Source organism: Vibrio sp. 2-1-2a (assembly GCF_032648565.1).
Classification (GTDB): Bacteria; Pseudomonadota; Gammaproteobacteria; order Enterobacterales; family Vibrionaceae; genus Vibrio; species Vibrio diabolicus.
Genome location: NZ_WBOH01000017.1, coordinates 1 through 17191 on the forward strand (window position 1 = coordinate 1; position 17191 = coordinate 17191).

Here is a 17191-nt window from a genome sequence, read left to right on the forward strand (position 1 = left end):
CAACGTACAGATGACTGTTGAGCTAATCGCACCAATCGCAATGGACGAAGGTCTACGTTTCGCGATCCGTGAAGGTGGCCGTACAGTAGGTGCTGGTGTTGTTGCTAAGATCTTCGACTAATTCATAGCGAATTAGCGATGCTTTCGGAAAATCTTGAATTAGATTTGACGAACCAGTAGCAAAAAGGGCATCATTTGATGCCCTTTTTCTGCACTCAACATTATTTTTGCTGTTTTCTTGTTCAGAAGTGGGTTGGGCGCAGAGCAAGATTAAGCAAAGATGCTTAATCTTAAGAAGAGTACGCTGATTTTTTCAGCGATATGGAGTTTGCCCTGCAACAGCGGGGTTGTTGTCGTCTATATTAAGACTTGTAACAGGTTGGTTTTATGAAAGCAAATAATGCTGAAACTCCTGATAGCTCAAACGCAGCAGATACGTTTAAGTGGTTAGCCGCTTTCGTATTGGCAGCTGCCGCTGTTGTGGGTAATTACCTGTATGGTGAAATGTCTGTAGTGGTTCGTGCTGCAGGCGTTGTTGTTCTTATTGCAGCTGCCTTAGGCGTTGCAGCAACAACGACTAAAGGTAAAGCAGCGATCAGTTTTGCAAAAGAATCGCGTATGGAAGTACGTAAAGTTGTTTGGCCTACTCGCCAAGAAACCATGCAAACAACACTGATCGTTTTAGCTGTAAGTATTGTAATGGCTCTAGTGCTATGGGGTATTGACGGAATTATGGTTCGTCTAGTAGCTCTAGCAACTGGGGTATAGAGGGTTTTTATTCATGAGTGAAGCTCCAAAAAAACGCTGGTATGTGGTTCAAGCCTTCTCTGGATTTGAAGGTCGTGTAGCTCAATCTCTGCGCGAGCATATCAAAATGCACGGCATGGAAGAGCTATTCGGTGAAGTACTGGTTCCTACTGAAGAAGTAGTGGAAATGCGCGCGGGTCAGCGTCGCAAATCTGAGCGTAAGTTCTTCCCAGGCTACGTCCTTGTTCAGATGATTATGAACGATGAATCATGGCACCTAGTACGCAGTGTGCCGCGTGTCATGGGCTTCATTGGTGGTACCTCAGACCGTCCGGCACCTATCACGGATAAAGAGGCTGACGCGATTCTTAATCGTCTTGAGAAAGCGAGTGAAGCGCCTCGTCCACGTACAATGTACGAAGCGGGTGAAGTGGTACGTGTTAACGAAGGTCCATTTGCTGACTTCAACGGTACTGTTGAAGAAGTGGATTACGAGAAGAGCCGCCTGAAAGTGTCTGTCTCGATCTTTGGTCGTGCGACACCAGTTGAGCTTGAATTTGGTCAGGTTGAAAAGCTGGACTAAGACTCTTCGTTAAAGAGTATAAAAAATCACCTTTTTAGGGTTGTATAAGGCGCGGATTATGACTATAATTTCGCGCCTTTTTACTTCAAGTGAAGTAAAAAGTTTCTTACACAAACGGGGAGCTGATCCGCGATTAGCGTTTGTACCCAAACTTAGGAATTATCATGGCTAAGAAAGTTGAAGCTTACATCAAGCTACAAGTTGCTGCTGGTATGGCTAACCCTAGTCCACCAGTAGGTCCTGCACTAGGTCAACACGGTGTGAACATCATGGAATTCTGTAAAGCGTTCAACGCAAAAACAGAATCTATTGAGAAAGGTCTACCAACTCCAGTAGTTATCACAGTATACAGCGACCGTTCTTTCACGTTCGTAACTAAGACTCCACCTGCTGCAGTTCTTCTTAAGAAAGCTGCTGGCGTTAAGTCTGGTTCAGGTCGTCCAAACACTGAAAAAGTTGGTACTGTAACTGACGCTCAAATCCAAGAAATCGCAGAAACTAAAGCTGCTGATATGACTGGTGCTGACATCGAAGCGATGAAGCGTTCTATCGCTGGTACTGCTCGTTCAATGGGCCTAGTGGTAGAGGGTTAATAAGATGGCAAAACTAACTAAGCGCATGCGCGTAATCCGCGAAAAAGTTGACGTAACTAAAGAATACGAAATCAACGAAGCTGTTGCTCTTCTTCAAGAACTAGCGACTGCGAAATTCGTTGAGTCTGTAGACGTTGCTGTTAACCTAGGCATTGATGCTCGTAAATCTGACCAGAACGTACGTGGTGCAACTGTACTACCTCACGGTACTGGCCGCGAAATCCGCGTTGCAGTGTTCACTCAAGGTGCTAACGCTGAAGCAGCTAAAGAAGCTGGCGCAGACATCGTAGGTATGGAAGATCTTGCTGAGCAAGTTAAGAAAGGCGAAATGAACTTTGACGTAGTTGTTGCTTCTCCAGATGCAATGCGCGTTGTAGGTCAACTAGGTACTATCCTAGGTCCTCGCGGTCTTATGCCAAACCCTAAAGTTGGTACTGTAACTCCTAACGTTGCTGAAGCGGTTAAAAACGCTAAAGCTGGTCAGGTTCGTTACCGTAACGACAAAAACGGCATCATCCACACTACTATCGGTAAAGCAAACTTCTCTGCTGAGCAGATCAAAGAGAACCTAGAAGCACTTCTAGTTGCTCTGAAGAAAGCTAAGCCATCTTCAGCGAAAGGTACTTTCCTGAAGAAAGTAAGCATCTCTACTACTATGGGTGCTGGTGTTGCTGTTGATCAGGCTAGCCTGAACACTCAAGCATAATTTATTTGCTTAGGCGCAAAATTAGTGTATAATTTTGCGCCTAATATTTGTGGTTGGGGCTGAACTTTGGTTCTTTGAACTGTCTCCTAGTTCGAAATGAATTAAGACCCAGTCTCCGTCCAAGACCGTAGGTGTTTGTGTAAAAGCAAACTTAATTATCCTACGTAGATGGTGCCCGAACTGACAGAAAGCTCTATGTAATATAGTTAACTTTCTTCTGGGGAAGCACCTCAATAGCTCTCACTGTCGTGATGATAGTGAGTGGTGTAACGACAACCAGGAGTAAATCCAAGATGGCTTTAAACCTTCAAGACAAAAAAGCAATTGTTGCTGAAGTCAACGAAGCTGCCAGTGGTGCACTTTCTGCAGTTGTAGCTGATTCTCGTGGCGTTCAAGTTGGCGCGATGACTTCTCTACGTAAACAAGCTCGTGAAGCTGGCGTTTACATGAGAGTTGTTCGTAACACTCTTGCTCGTCGTGCGGTTGAAGGTACTGAGTACGAGTGTCTAACTGACACTTTCACTGGTCCTACACTAATCGCATTCTCTAACGAGCACCCAGGTGCTGCAGCGCGTCTTTTCAAAGACTTCGCTAAAGAGAACAAAGATTTCGAGATCAAAGCTGCTGCTTATGAAGGCGCTTTAACTGACGCTGAAGTACTAGCAACACTACCAACTTACGACGAAGCAATTGCACGCCTAATGATGTGCATGAAAGAAGCTTCGGCTGGCAAGCTGGCGCGTACTATCGCAGCTATCCGCGATCAAAAACAAGAAGCAGCGGCATAAGCCTTGCTTTTTACTGGTTGCTTAATAAACTTATTGTTGACTTAAAAGAGAATTGTTATGTCTATTACTAACGAGCAAATCCTAGACGCAGTTGCAGAAATGTCTGTAATGCAAGTTGTTGAACTAATCGAAGCAATGGAAGAGAAATTCGGTGTTTCTGCTGCTGCTGCTGTTGTAGCTGGCGGCGCTGCTGGCGGCGAAGCTGCTGCTGAGCAAACTGAATTCGACGTAATCCTAGAAGCTGCTGGCGGTAACAAAGTTGCTGTAATCAAAGCAGTACGTGGCGCAACTGGCCTAGGTCTTAAAGAAGCTAAAGCTCTTGTAGACGGCGCTCCAGCACCTCTTAAAGAAGGTGTTGAGAAAGCAGAAGCTGAAGCTCTTAAAGCTCAGCTAGAAGAAGCTGGTGCAACTGTTGCTGTTAAGTAATTATTGCATAGTTTCTTAGCCTAACGGCTAATTGGCTGGTGGTTTTTTAACCACCGGCCTTTTTGCGCTGTAGGGTATAGGCGAATTTTCCCGCTGTTTAAGCGCCTGATATCCATGCAAAAAACATTTCATTCTTACGAAATGAAATGTCACTACAGTAAACAGCTATATTAGTCACTGTCCCTTACCCCCCTTAAGTAACTAGGAGCGGGCGGACAGTTTGGGTCACTTATCAGCGAGCTGAGGAACCCCATGGTTTACTCTTATACCGAGAAAAAGCGCATCCGTAAGGACTTTGGTACTCGTCCACAAGTTTTGGACATTCCATACCTGCTATCGATCCAGCTCGATTCGTTCGACAAATTCATCGAACAGGATCCTGAAGGTCAATACGGTCTTGAAGCCGCTTTCCGTTCTGTATTCCCGATTCAGAGCTACAACGGCAATTCTGAGCTGCAATACGTTAGCTACCGTCTTGGTGAGCCAGTTTTTGACGTTAAAGAATGTCAAATCCGCGGTGTAACTTACTCAAAGCCACTACGTGTAAAACTACGCCTAGTTATCTTTGATAAAGACGCGCCAGCAGGTACTGTAAAAGACATTAAAGAACAAGAAGTCTACATGGGTGAAATTCCACTCATGACAGACAATGGTACCTTCGTAATTAACGGTACCGAGAGGGTTATCGTATCCCAGCTGCACCGAAGCCCAGGCGTGTTCTTCGACAGCGATAAGGGTAAGACCCACTCTTCAGGTAAAGTTTTATACAACGCACGTGTTATTCCTTACCGTGGTTCATGGCTTGATTTCGAGTTTGATCCTAAGGATAACTTGTACGTTCGTATCGACCGCCGTCGTAAGCTACCAGCATCGATCATCCTTCGTGCACTAGGTAAGTCGACAGAAGAAATCCTAGATCTCTTCTTCGAGAAAGTGAACTTCGAAGTGAAAGACCAAACTCTATTGATGGAGTTGGTTCCAGATCGTCTACGTGGTGAAACTGCGTCGTTCGACATCGAAGCGAATGGTAAAGTTTACGTTGAGCAAGGTCGTCGCGTAACAGCTCGTCATATCCGCCAACTAGAAAAAGATGGTGTTGATCACATCGAAGTACCAGTTGAGTACATCGTAGGTAAAGTTGCATCAAAAGATTACATCAATGAAGCAACTGGCGAGATCATTGTTAACGCTAACCAGGAAATCAGCCTGGAAGCACTAGCGAACCTATCTCAGGCTGGCCACAAAGCGCTAGAAGTTCTATTTACGAACGATCTAGACCACGGTCCATTCATGTCAGAAACACTACGTATCGACAGCACGGTTGATCGTATTTCTGCATTGGTAGAAATCTACCGCATGATGCGCCCTGGTGAGCCGCCAACAAAAGAAGCTGCAGAAGCTCTATTCGAAAGCCTATTCTTCTCTGAAGAGCGTTACGATCTATCGACTGTTGGTCGTATGAAGTTCAACAGCTCTATCGGCCGTGAAGATGCTCAAGAGCAAGGCACACTTGATGAAACTGATATCATCGAAGTGATGAAGAAGCTGATCGCGATCCGTAACGGTAAGGGCGAAGTGGACGATATCGACCACCTAGGCAACCGTCGTATCCGTTCTGTAGGCGAAATGGCTGAGAACCAGTTCCGTGTAGGTCTAGTACGTGTTGAGCGTGCAGTTAAAGAGCGTCTAAGCCTAGGCGATCTTGACGCAATCATGCCTCAAGACTTGATCAACGCGAAGCCAATTTCTGCGGCAGTTAAAGAATTCTTTGGCTCTTCACAGCTTTCACAGTTCATGGACCAAAACAACCCGCTATCAGAAGTAACGCACAAGCGTCGTATTTCTGCATTGGGTCCTGGCGGTCTAACTCGTGAACGTGCTGGCTTCGAAGTACGTGACGTACACGTAACTCACTACGGTCGTCTATGTCCTATCGAAACGCCTGAAGGTCCAAACATCGGTCTGATCAACTCTCTATCTGCGTTTGCGCGTTGTAACGAGTACGGTTTCCTAGAGACACCATACCGTCGCGTTGTAGATGGCGTAGTAACAGACGAAGTAGATTACCTATCTGCAATCGAAGAAGGCCAATTCGTTATCGCTCAGGCGAACGCTAAGCTAAACGAAGATGGTACTTTTGCAGATGAGCTGATCACAGCTCGTCAGAAAGGTGAATCTGGTCTACACCCTCGTGAGCACGCTCAGTACATGGACGTTGCGACAAACCAGGTTGTATCTATCGCTGCATCGCTTATCCCGTTCCTAGAACACGATGATGCGAACCGTGCATTGATGGGTGCGAACATGCAACGTCAGGCAGTTCCAACACTGAAAGCGGACAAACCGCTTGTTGGTACTGGTATTGAACGTAACGTAGCCGTTGACTCAGGTGTAACTGCAGTTGCGAAACGTGGTGGTGTAATCCAGTCAGTAGATGCGTCTCGTATCGTTGTTAAAGTTAACGAAGAAGAGCTAGTACCAGGTGAAGCTGGTATCGACATCTACAACCTGACTAAATACACACGTTCTAACCAAAACACATGTATTAACCAGCGCCCATGTGTGATGCCAGGTGAACCTGTATCACGCGGTGACGTGCTTGCTGATGGTCCTTCGACAGACCTAGGTGAGCTAGCACTTGGTCAAAACATGCGTATCGCGTTCATGCCTTGGAACGGTTACAACTTCGAAGACTCGATCTTAGTATCTGAGCGCGTAGTTCAAGAAGACCGCTTCACGACAATCCACATTCAAGAACTTACTTGCGTGGCGCGTGATACTAAGCTGGGCTCTGAAGAGATCACAGCTGATATTCCAAACGTAGGTGAATCTGCTCTGTCTAAACTAGACGAGTCAGGTATCGTTTACATCGGTGCTGAAGTTAAGGGTGGCGACATCCTAGTTGGTAAAGTAACACCTAAAGGTGAAACTCAGCTAACGCCTGAAGAGAAGCTACTACGTGCTATCTTCGGTGAAAAAGCATCTGATGTTAAAGATACTTCACTACGTGTACCTAACTCTGTATCAGGTACGATCATCGACGTTCAAGTCTTCACTCGCGATGGCGTAGAGAAAGACAAGCGTGCGCTTGAAATCGAACAGATGCAGCTTAAAGAAGCGAAGAAAGACCTAACTGAAGAATTCCAGATTCTTGAGGGTGGCCTTCTAAACCGTGTTAAAGCTGTATTGATTGAAGGCGGTTACTCTGAAGCGAAACTAGACACGACTGATCGTAAGAAGTGGCTAGAGCTAACGCTAGAAGATGACGCACTACAAACTCAGCTTGAGCAACTTGCTGAGCAGTGGGACGAGCTAAAAGCTGACTTCGATAAGAAGTTCGAAACTAAACGTCGTAAGATCACTCAAGGTGATGATTTAGCACCTGGCGTACTGAAGATCGTTAAGGTTTACCTAGCGGTTAAACGTCGCATTCAGCCTGGTGATAAGATGGCGGGTCGTCACGGTAACAAGGGTGTAATCTCTAAGATCAACCCTGTTGAAGACATGCCATACGATGAAAAAGGTCAGCCTGTAGACATCGTACTTAACCCACTGGGTGTACCTTCGCGTATGAACATCGGTCAGATCCTAGAAGTACACTTAGGTCTGGCAGCGAAAGGTATCGGTGACAAGATCAACCAGATGGTTAAAGAGCAGCAAGAACTAGCGAAATTCCGTGAGTTCCTACAAAAAGTTTACGACCTAGGCGACACTCGCCAGAAAGTAGACATTGCTTCTCTATCTGATGATGAAGTACGTACTCTGATCAAGAACTTGCGTGGCGGTCTACCTATCGCGACTCCTGTATTTGATGGTGCTCCAGAAGAGTCAATCAAAGCACTTCTTGAGCTAGCAGATCTACCAACATCAGGTCAGCTAACGCTATTTGATGGTCGCACAGGTGATGCGTTTGAGCGTCCTGTAACTGTTGGTTACATGTACATGCTGAAACTGAACCACCTTGTTGATGACAAGATGCACGCTCGTTCAACTGGTTCGTACAGCCTAGTAACTCAGCAGCCACTAGGTGGTAAAGCTCAGTTCGGTGGTCAGCGTTTCGGTGAGATGGAAGTATGGGCACTAGAAGCATACGGTGCTGCTTACACGCTACAAGAAATGCTAACGGTTAAGTCGGATGACGTTAACGGCCGTACTAAGATGTACAAGAACATCGTAGACGGTAACCACAGCATGGAACCTGGCATGCCAGAATCGTTCAACGTACTGTTGAAAGAGATCCGCTCGCTAGGTATCAACATCGAGCTAGAAGACGAAGAGTAATCCTTTCTCTCTTGATGAAAGTCGAGAGAATCAAAGCGATTATTTGGAAGAAGGTGCTCACTTTAGCGAGTGAGCTCCTTTTAACTCCTTACAGGAGCTGATTGTGAAAGACTTATTAAACTTTCTAAAAGCACAGCATAAGACCGAAGAATTTGATGCAATCAAAATCGGTCTATCTTCACCAGACATGATCCGTTCATGGTCTTTTGGTGAAGTTAAAAAACCTGAAACGATCAACTATCGTACGTTCAAACCTGAACGCGATGGTTTGTTCTGTGCGCGTATCTTTGGTCCAGTTAAAGACTACGAATGTCTTTGTGGTAAGTACAAGCGCCTGAAGCACCGTGGTGTTATCTGTGAGAAGTGTGGTGTAGAAGTTACACAAACTAAAGTTCGTCGTGACCGTATGGGCCACATTGAACTGGCTTCACCAGTAGCTCACATCTGGTTCCTAAAATCGCTACCGTCTCGTATCGGTCTACTGATGGATATCCCTCTACGTGATATCGAACGTGTTCTGTACTTCGAAATGTACGTAGTAACAGAGCCTGGTATGACTGATCTAGAAAAAGGTCAGATGCTTACTGAAGAAGAGTATCTAGATCGTCTAGAAGAGTGGGGCGACGAGTTCACTGCTAAGATGGGTGCGGAAGCTATCAAGGACCTACTAGGTTCTATGGATATGCACGCTGAAGCAGAACAAATGCGTGAAGAGTTAGAGACAACAAACTCTGAAACTAAGCGTAAGAAAGTAACTAAGCGTCTTAAGCTGGTAGAAGCGTTCATCGCATCGGGTAACAACCCAGAGTGGATGATCCTAACAGTACTTCCAGTACTTCCGCCAGATCTACGTCCTCTAGTACCTCTAGATGGCGGTCGCTTTGCGACTTCTGATCTTAACGATCTATACCGTCGTGTGATCAACCGTAACAACCGTTTGAAGCGTCTTCTAGAGCTAGCTGCTCCGGACATCATCGTACGTAACGAAAAACGTATGCTGCAAGAGTCTGTTGATGCGCTACTAGATAACGGTCGTCGTGGTCGTGCGATCACAGGTTCTAACAAGCGTCCTCTGAAATCTCTTGCTGATATGATCAAGGGTAAACAAGGTCGTTTCCGTCAGAACCTTCTAGGTAAACGTGTAGACTACTCTGGCCGTTCTGTAATCACAGTAGGTCCATACCTTCGTCTACACCAGTGTGGTCTTCCTAAGAAGATGGCACTTGAGCTATTCAAACCATTCATCTACAGCAAGCTAGAGACTCGTGGTCTTGCGACTACAATCAAAGCTGCTAAGAAAATGGTAGAGCGTGAAGAAGCGGTCGTTTGGGATATCCTAGACGAAGTAATCCGTGAACACCCAGTACTATTGAACCGTGCACCGACACTTCACCGTCTCGGTATCCAGGCGTTCGAACCAGTACTAATCGAAGGTAAAGCGATTCAGCTACACCCACTTGTATGTGCGGCGTACAACGCGGACTTCGATGGTGACCAAATGGCGGTTCACGTACCTCTAACTCTAGAGGCACAGCTTGAAGCTCGTACTCTGATGATGTCGACAAACAACATTCTGTCGCCAGCGTCAGGTGATCCGATCATCGTACCTTCTCAGGACGTTGTATTGGGTCTGTACTACATGACTCGTGAAAAGATCAACGTGAAAGGTGAAGGCATGTACCTTTCTGGCCCAGAAGAGGCTGAGAAAGCATACCGCACTAAACAAGCTGAGCTTCACGCACGCGTTAAAGTACGTATTACAGAAACTGTTGTAGACGAAGACGGCAACAGCACTACAGAAACCAAGATGGTAGACACCACTGTTGGTCGTGCAATGCTATGGCAAATCGTGCCAGCTGGTCTACCGTACAGCATCGTTAACCAAAAGCTAGGTAAGAAGCAAATCTCTAACCTACTTAACGAGGCGTACCGTAAACTAGGTCTGAAAGACACAGTAATCTTCGCTGACCAAATCATGTACACCGGTTTCGCGTACGCGGCACTTTCTGGTGTATCTGTTGGTATCGACGATATGGTTGTACCAGCAGCTAAGTACACTGAAATCGCAGAAGCGGAAGAAGAAGTACGTGAAATCCAGGAACAGTACCAATCAGGTCTTGTTACTGCGGGCGAACGCTACAACAAAGTTATCGATATCTGGGCATCGACCAACGACCGTGTTGCGAAAGCAATGATGGAAAACCTTTCATCTGAAACGGTAGTTAACCGTGACGGTGAAGAGGAACAGCAAGAGTCATTCAACAGCATCTACATGATGGCGGACTCGGGCGCTCGTGGTTCTGCAGCACAGATTCGTCAGCTTGCGGGTATGCGTGGTCTGATGGCGCGTCCAGATGGTTCAATCATCGAAACGCCGATCACAGCGAACTTTAAAGAAGGTCTAAACGTACTTCAGTACTTTATCTCAACGCACGGTGCTCGTAAGGGTCTTGCGGATACGGCACTGAAAACAGCGAACTCGGGTTACCTAACTCGTCGTCTGGTAGACGTTGCTCAAGATGTTGTTGTAACTGAACATGACTGTGGCACTCACGAGGGTGTTGACATGATGCCTCACATCGAGGGTGGTGATGTTAAAGTTGCACTTTCTGAGCTTGCTCTTGGTCGTGTTGTTGCTGAAGACGTATTAAAACCTGGCACTGAAGACGTTCTTATTCCACGTAACACCCTGATCGATGAGAAGTGGTGTCAAATCATGGAAGAGAACTCAGTAGACAGCATGAAAGTGCGCTCTGTAGTAACGTGTGATTCTGACTTCGGTTGTTGTGCACAGTGTTACGGTCGTGACCTAGCACGTGGCCACCTAGTGAACCAAGGTGAAGCAGTAGGTGTTATCGCTGCTCAGTCTATCGGTGAACCAGGTACACAGCTTACCATGCGTACGTTCCACATCGGTGGTGCGGCATCGACAGCAGCGGCAGAGAACAGTGTTCAAGTTAAGAACAACGGTTCTATCAAGCTACACAACGCTAAATCTGTACTAGCAGATGACGGTAAGATCGTTATCACTTCTCGTGCGACAGAGCTAACTATTATTGATGAGTTTGGTCGTACGAAAGAGAAACACAAACTGCCTTACGGTACGCTACTAAGCAAAGGCGATGGCGATACAGTTCAAGCTGGCGAAACAGTTGCAAACTGGGAAGCGCACACACTACCTATCATTACTGAGGTAGCTGGTCGCATCCAGTTCGTAGATATGATCGACGGCGTAACAGTATCTCGTCAAACTGATGACCTAACTGGTCTATCTTCAAGCGAAGTAACTGACCCAGCAGCTCGCCCTTCAGCAGGTAAAGATATGCGTCCAGCTATCAAACTTGTTGACGAGCAAGGTAACGATGTAATGATCCCTGGTACTGATATGCCAGCTCACTACTTCCTACCTGGTAAAGCGATTGTAAACATCGAAGATGGCGCAGCAGTAGGTGTTGGTGCGACACTAGCACGTATTCCTCAGAAGTCTGGCGGTAACAAAGATATCACCGGTGGTCTTCCACGAGTTGCTGACTTATTTGAAGCACGTAAGCCGAAAGAGCCTGCAATCCTTGCTGAGCACACAGGTACTGTGAGCTTCGGTAAAGAGACCAAAGGTAAACGTCGCTTAGTGATCACACGTGAAAGCGGTGAAGCTTACGAAGAGATGATTCCTAAGCATCGTCAGTTGAACGTATTCGAAGGTGAAAAAGTTGAACGTGGTGACGTGATCGCAGATGGTCCAGAGTCTCCACACGACATCCTACGTCTACGTGGCGTACACGCGGTAACGCAGTACATTGCTAACGAAGTACAGGAAGTTTACCGTCTACAAGGCGTTAAGATTAACGATAAGCACATTGAAACTATCGTTCGTCAGATGCTACGTAAGTGTACTATTACTCACTCTGGTGACTCTGAGTTCCTACCTGGTGAGCAGATTGAGTACTCACAAGTTAAGATTGCTAACCGTAACCTAGAAGCTGAAGGCAAAGAGCCTGCACGTTTCGAACGTGAACTACTAGGTATCACTAAAGCATCTCTAGCGACTGAGTCGTTCATCTCTGCGGCATCGTTCCAGGAGACAACTCGCGTACTAACAGAAGCAGCAGTTTCTGGTAAGCGTGACGACCTACGTGGTCTGAAAGAGAACGTAATTGTTGGTCGTCTGATCCCAGCTGGTACTGGTTTCGCATACCACCAAGAGCGTCAAGCTAAACGTTCTGAAGCGCAAGATGGTCCTTCTGCTGAGCAAGCAACGGACAACCTAGCGGCACTTCTAAACGCTGGTTTCTCTTCTGAAGAGTAAGCCATTTAACGAGTAATCGTTAGAAGCTTAAGAAAAAAGGCACCTTCGGGTGCCTTTTTAGTTTTTATCCTGCCTTTTTCTTCGAGAGGGTTTTTAGAGAAGGTAATAGTGCTAAGGCTAGAAACAAAAAAGACCGACGATGATCGTCAGTCTTTTCTATCCTTCAGTCTCTGAATGTTCGCAAACACTAAGCCCCTGGGGGCATAGACAGACTTTCTGCGATCTGCTGTATCAGATAGTCCTCGACTTCAAATCGAGTCTCAAGAATTTCGCCAATGAGACACATATCAGAATCGAAATCATCTAATTCATCATCTTCAGTAACTTCTGAGTACTTATCGTTAAAGTTCAATAGTGGTTCAGTTGTCAGGACTATTTGACCATAAGTTTGATTGATTTCATTGGTCACGACAAAGCCAGTCGCTTTCCAGCGATCCATAACCATGTCATAGATTTTAAAATGGCCCTCGGAGATGTAATCAACGAGATGCTGACAGAAATCCTGCAATTCGGAAGGAGATGGGAGTTCAATAACATTGGTTTTCGAACAAGGTTGCAGTGCTGCAAGCTTACAATATTCAACAATCAGGGATTGTCTTGTCTCTAACCAGTGATCAATGACATCACTTGAGCCACCCCACTGGTCTTGTGTTTGTTTGAATTTTTTTAGCATGACCATGCCCTCATGATCTGATCGCCTGTTGGCGAACGTATCCTTTGCAAAGCAAAGTTAGTAAAGTTATTACAAACTCTTGTCCTTACTAGAATTTAGAGTGCGAATTTACTTAACGACAAACTCTAGTATGAAATTAGATTGCCAGTAAAATGAACGAACTTCAAGCAAAGGGATGGTGTAATGTTAAGAAAAGGTGATGTTAACCGCGCGATAAATGCATACTGGTGTGTTGTTGCAGGAAGTGAAATTTGGCTGGTGGATGGTGCTGTGCCTTTCGGGTCTGCAGAGCAGTTATCACTGCCTGAAGTGAGTGCAAGACCCATTGGTGAGTATTCTGGTTCGCCCGTCATGTGGCTTAATTTGTCTGATTTGGAGCATGATCTACCATTAGTCTCACTGCGTGACTGCCTGCATTTTCCTGAGCCATTATTTATGTTGTTAAGTAAAGCGGTTCAGTATGGGCACATGACGCAAAGTCTGCGTTTTTGCCCACAGTGCGGTGGAAGAAACTTTCTTAATAATAACCAGCTAGCTATGCAGTGTGGCGAATGCCGTACCCTCCATTATCCTCGAATATTTCCGTGTATTATCGTTGCTGTACGTAAAGAAAATCAGATCTTATTAGCCCAACATCCAAGGCATCGAAATGGTATGTATACGGTTATTGCTGGCTTCTTAGAAGTCGGTGAGACATTAGAAGAGTGTGTGGCTCGAGAAATTCATGAAGAAACGGGAATTCTCGTTAAAAATATTCGTTACTTTGGCAGCCAGCCTTGGGCTTTCCCATCGAGTATGATGATGGGATTTTTAGCTGACTATGAATCGGGAGAGTTAAGTCCAGACTACACTGAGTTATCTGATGCACAATGGTTTGGTATTGACGAGATGCCGCCTGTTGCGCCTAAAGGAACGATTGCAAGAGCGCTTATCGAACAAACGCTACAAGATATTGACTCTAATTATCTGATAAATAGATAAAAAAAACCCTCCGAGAGGGAGGGGGTAAGTAAGATGTCGTTATGAGATGCTGAGTACTGGGTACTCAGTTTATAATTGTAGTTTTCGCTAGCGAACAAATTTTTAACACTGATACCGATTGGGTGCAAATTAAGCATTGATTTAAAAGTTAATAACTTGATCCAGGTTGCAAAGCACACAGCTATTGGACTTAAATCAGTGATAGAATACCCCCTTTCACAGAAAGCCTAACAGTTGGAATTACGGAATGACTGAATTAAAAAATGATCGTTATCTGCGTGCGCTTTTAAAAGAGCCTGTAGATTACACGCCAGTATGGATGATGCGCCAGGCAGGTCGTTACCTACCAGAATACAAAGCGACTCGTGCAGAAGCGGGTGATTTCATGTCTTTGTGTCGAAATGCAGAATTAGCATCCGAAGTGACACTTCAACCATTACGCCGTTTTCCTCTTGATGCCGCGATCTTATTCTCTGACATCTTAACGATTCCAGATGCAATGGGGCTTGGTTTACGTTTTGCTGCGGGCGAAGGACCTGTTTTTGATAACCCAATTACATGCAAAGCTGACGTGGAAAAAATTGGTTTGCCAGATCCTGAAGGTGAACTGCAATATGTAATGAATGCAGTGCGCCAGATCCGTAAAGACCTGAAGGGTGAAGTGCCGTTAATTGGCTTCTCTGGTAGCCCGTGGACTCTTGCTACGTACATGATCGAAGGTGGCAGTTCTAAAGCCTTCACCAAGATCAAGAAAATGATGTACGCGGAACCACAAACTCTGCACCTACTTCTAGATAAGCTGGCAGATAGCGTTATCGAGTACTTAAACGCGCAAATTAAAGCGGGTGCGCAATCGGTAATGGTATTTGACACATGGGGTGGCGTACTGACGCCTCGTGACTACAACCTGTTCTCACTGCAATACATGCACAAGATTGTAGATGGTCTGATTCGTGAAAACGATGGTCGTCGCGTGCCAGTCACACTGTTTACTAAGAATGGCGGTATGTGGCTTGAGCAAATCGCAGCAACGGGCTGTGATGCGGTTGGTCTAGACTGGACAATCAACATTGCAGACGCGAAAGCACGTATTGGTGATAAGGTGGCGCTGCAAGGTAACATGGACCCATCAATGCTTTACGCTTCGCCAGAGCGCATCCGTGAAGAAGTATCGGATATCCTAGAAGGCTTTGGTGATACGGGTACTGGTCATGTGTTCAACCTAGGTCATGGTATCCACTTGGATGTACCGCCAGAAAACGCGGGCGTATTTGTGGAAGCGGTACACGAGCTATCGAAGCCATACCACAAGTAAGTTAGATTTTTTACAATCAAATGCCGGCATTCAGTGCCGGTATTTTTTTACCTAAAATTCAATTTTTTATCTGAAACTCAAGGCTGTACAGCTCTAGTAGCATTTGGCCTACTATGATCTAATTACTATTTAGTCTGTACGCTTATTGTTTAATCTTATTATAAACAACAGCTTAGCGGTTTGTGTTTGTGTGCTCATTTTCTTGTACAGATAAAAAAGCAATTAGATCATGGGTAACCTAAAGCATCGAGTGAACGCGTTTTTTAAGGTATGGCACGACTTCAGATTCAAACCAAGGATTCTTCTTTAACCACAATGTATTACGTGGAGAAGGATGAGGAAGCGGGATAAAATCAGGTTCCCAATCCTGCCATCGCTGAACAGTTTGCGTGAGTGTTTTGGGCTTATTGGCCAGGTAGTACTGCTGCGAGTACTGACCAATTAGTAGAGTGAGCTCTATATTGGGCAGCTGCTCAAGAATCTTTTTATGCCAAGTGGGCGCACATTCTTTACGAGGCGGTAAATCACCAGAGTTCCCTTTGCCTGGATAACAGAATCCCATTGGGACAATGGCAATTTTATTTGGGTCGTAGAAAACGTCTTTGTCGATATCGAGCCATTGGCGTAATCGATCACCACTTGGGTCATTCCAAGGTATCGAGGTTTTGTGCACACGCGTCCCCGGCGCTTGTCCGATGATTAGGATGCGTGCGTCTTTTGCGGCTTGTACGACAGGGTTTGCACCCAAAGGTAAATCATCCGCGCAAATCTGACAGGCCCTCACTTGCTGCAATAGCTCGTCTAACGACATTCTTAGTAACCCTTTTCGAAATCCACTTGATAATTTAATGAAAACCCATCGCGCCAGCGTAGATAGTTGTCAGCAAAAATCTCGATGACTTGCTCGGGAAAACTCAGCGCAGCAATGTGTGGAGTGATGGTGACTTGCGGTAGTTTCCAAAACGGATGTTCTACCGATAACGGTTCTTGCTCAAACACATCTAAGAAGGCGTGTTCTACCCAACGGTTTTTCAGAGCGAAGAGCAACCCTGCCTCATCCAGTACGTCGCCACGACCTACGTTAAACAATAACGCCTGACTTAGTTGGCTGAGTGTTTGACGATTGAGTAACTGTTGCGTCTCCGGTGTACTTGGTAGGGTATTCACAACAATGTCGGCTTGTTCAAATGCCTTACTTAGTTCAATGATATGAAAGGTCTGATGAAATTCACCACCTGAGGTCGGAATACCTGTGCGGTTCATACCGATGGTTTTTATTCCCATTGCTTTAGCGGCATTGCCCAAATAACACCCAATGCTACCAGTACCGAGAATCACCATGGTTTTACTTTGTAATGATGTATAGAGATGAGGCTGCCATCGTTTGTTTTGTTGTTGCTGGTGGTACCGGGCAAAGTGGCGGTAATGGGCAATACTGTAGCCCAGCACATATTCGGCAATCAGAGGGCCAAAAATGCCTCGAACATTGGTCAGGGTGTAGTCCTGACGAAGGTTAGGTAGCATTAGTGCATTGACGCCGGCAAACGTGGATTGCACCCACCCAAGCTGTGAAAACTCGTCTAATCTATTGGATAGTAATGGCGGTTCAGCAAGAACTATTTGAGCTTCCTCTGGCTTATCAGTGATACTCAGATCTGGTAGCTTTCTCTCCGTCAATAACGTTTCGTAGGTGTCACGATGCTCTGAGAGCAGGAAAATCTGATTTGAATGCGGCATTAACTTTTTTCCCTGTGATGAATCAAGTACACTTTCGCTGTTTTTTTCTTCAATG

Annotated in this window: 13 protein-coding genes and 1 pseudogene; 11 read left to right on the forward strand and 3 right to left on the reverse strand. The window is 45.6% G+C overall.

The window, feature by feature from the left end:
* The 9 genes and pseudogenes from F7Y48_RS22525 to rpoC all read left to right on the forward strand — a co-directional run.
* Positions 1-121, forward strand: a pseudogene (locus tag F7Y48_RS22525) (elongation factor Tu); the annotation flags it as partial.
* Between the two features lie 266 nt (positions 122-387).
* Positions 388-768, forward strand: coding sequence for a preprotein translocase subunit SecE (gene secE, locus F7Y48_RS22530; protein ID WP_005397258.1), 381 nt, complete (start codon positions 388-390; stop codon positions 766-768).
* A gap of 13 nt (positions 769-781) precedes the next feature.
* Positions 782-1330 (forward strand): transcription termination/antitermination protein NusG, encoded by a 549-nt coding sequence (gene nusG, locus F7Y48_RS22535; protein WP_005384681.1) that lies wholly within the window; start codon positions 782-784, stop codon positions 1328-1330.
* A gap of 164 nt (positions 1331-1494) precedes the next feature.
* On the forward strand, positions 1495-1923 hold the full coding sequence (rplK, locus tag F7Y48_RS22540; RefSeq protein WP_005384682.1) for a 50S ribosomal protein L11: 429 nt from the start codon (positions 1495-1497) through the stop codon (positions 1921-1923).
* Positions 1924-1927: 4 nt separating this feature from the next.
* A complete protein-coding gene (gene rplA / locus F7Y48_RS22545) occupies positions 1928-2629 on the forward strand; it encodes a 50S ribosomal protein L1 (RefSeq protein ID WP_005384683.1) in 702 nt (233 codons plus the stop codon).
* 293 nt (positions 2630-2922) lie between these two features.
* Positions 2923-3417 carry a 50S ribosomal protein L10 gene (gene rplJ, locus F7Y48_RS22550; RefSeq protein ID WP_005397270.1) on the forward strand — a complete coding sequence of 165 codons (495 nt, stop codon included), beginning with the start codon at positions 2923-2925 and terminating at the stop codon, positions 3415-3417.
* Between the two features lie 57 nt (positions 3418-3474).
* The gene (gene rplL / locus F7Y48_RS22555) at positions 3475-3843 is read left to right on the forward strand and encodes a 50S ribosomal protein L7/L12 (RefSeq protein WP_005397273.1); all 369 of its coding nucleotides are present in this window, start codon (positions 3475-3477) and stop codon (positions 3841-3843) included.
* Positions 3844-4095: 252 nt separating this feature from the next.
* Positions 4096-8124 (forward strand): DNA-directed RNA polymerase subunit beta, encoded by a 4029-nt coding sequence (rpoB, locus tag F7Y48_RS22560; protein ID WP_005397275.1) that lies wholly within the window; start codon positions 4096-4098, stop codon positions 8122-8124.
* Between the two features lie 103 nt (positions 8125-8227).
* Entirely contained in the window at positions 8228-12430 is a 4203-nt protein-coding gene (gene rpoC, locus F7Y48_RS22565) for a DNA-directed RNA polymerase subunit beta' (RefSeq protein ID WP_005397277.1), read from the forward strand.
* A 187-nt stretch (positions 12431-12617) separates the two neighbouring features.
* On the opposite strand, the gene F7Y48_RS22570 is transcribed toward rpoC, so the two are convergent.
* The gene (locus F7Y48_RS22570) at positions 12618-13109 is read right to left on the reverse strand and encodes an Rsd/AlgQ family anti-sigma factor (protein ID WP_031780615.1); all 492 of its coding nucleotides are present in this window, start codon (positions 13107-13109) and stop codon (positions 12618-12620) included.
* A gap of 177 nt (positions 13110-13286) precedes the next feature.
* On the opposite strand from F7Y48_RS22570, the gene nudC reads away from it, so the two are divergent.
* Both nudC and hemE read left to right on the forward strand, forming a co-directional pair.
* Positions 13287-14084, forward strand: coding sequence for an NAD(+) diphosphatase (gene nudC, locus F7Y48_RS22575; protein ID WP_006743187.1), 798 nt, complete (start codon positions 13287-13289; stop codon positions 14082-14084).
* A 247-nt stretch (positions 14085-14331) separates the two neighbouring features.
* Positions 14332-15399, forward strand: a complete 1068-nt coding sequence (gene hemE, locus F7Y48_RS22580; protein ID WP_048625623.1) for a uroporphyrinogen decarboxylase — start codon at positions 14332-14334, stop codon at positions 15397-15399.
* Between the two features lie 238 nt (positions 15400-15637).
* Here the strand turns inward: hemE and F7Y48_RS22585 are convergent, their stop codons facing one another.
* Positions 15638-16210 carry a uracil-DNA glycosylase family protein gene (locus tag F7Y48_RS22585; protein WP_258506996.1) on the reverse strand — a complete coding sequence of 191 codons (573 nt, stop codon included), beginning with the start codon at positions 16208-16210 and terminating at the stop codon, positions 15638-15640.
* Positions 16211-16212: 2 nt separating this feature from the next.
* On the reverse strand, positions 16213-17136 hold the full coding sequence (locus tag F7Y48_RS22590; protein ID WP_258506999.1) for a D-2-hydroxyacid dehydrogenase: 924 nt from the start codon (positions 17134-17136) through the stop codon (positions 16213-16215).
* Positions 17137-17191 lie beyond the last annotated feature (55 nt).

Coding starts and splice junctions, on each gene's coding strand:
- secE (WP_005397258.1), top strand. CDS start 388: ATGAAAGCAAATAATGCTGAAACTCCTGATAGCTCAAACGCAGCAGAT.
- nusG (WP_005384681.1), top strand. CDS start 782: ATGAGTGAAGCTCCAAAAAAACGCTGGTATGTGGTTCAAGCCTTCTCT.
- rplK (WP_005384682.1), top strand. CDS start 1,495: ATGGCTAAGAAAGTTGAAGCTTACATCAAGCTACAAGTTGCTGCTGGT.
- rplA (WP_005384683.1), top strand. CDS start 1,928: ATGGCAAAACTAACTAAGCGCATGCGCGTAATCCGCGAAAAAGTTGAC.
- rplJ (WP_005397270.1), top strand. CDS start 2,923: ATGGCTTTAAACCTTCAAGACAAAAAAGCAATTGTTGCTGAAGTCAAC.
- rplL (WP_005397273.1), top strand. CDS start 3,475: ATGTCTATTACTAACGAGCAAATCCTAGACGCAGTTGCAGAAATGTCT.
- rpoB (WP_005397275.1), top strand. CDS start 4,096: ATGGTTTACTCTTATACCGAGAAAAAGCGCATCCGTAAGGACTTTGGT.
- F7Y48_RS22570 (WP_031780615.1), bottom strand. CDS start 13,109: ATGGTCATGCTAAAAAAATTCAAACAAACACAAGACCAGTGGGGTGGC.
- nudC (WP_006743187.1), top strand. CDS start 13,287: ATGTTAAGAAAAGGTGATGTTAACCGCGCGATAAATGCATACTGGTGT.
- hemE (WP_048625623.1), top strand. CDS start 14,332: ATGACTGAATTAAAAAATGATCGTTATCTGCGTGCGCTTTTAAAAGAG.
- F7Y48_RS22585 (WP_258506996.1), bottom strand. CDS start 16,210: ATGTCGTTAGACGAGCTATTGCAGCAAGTGAGGGCCTGTCAGATTTGC.
- F7Y48_RS22590 (WP_258506999.1), bottom strand. CDS start 17,136: ATGCCGCATTCAAATCAGATTTTCCTGCTCTCAGAGCATCGTGACACC.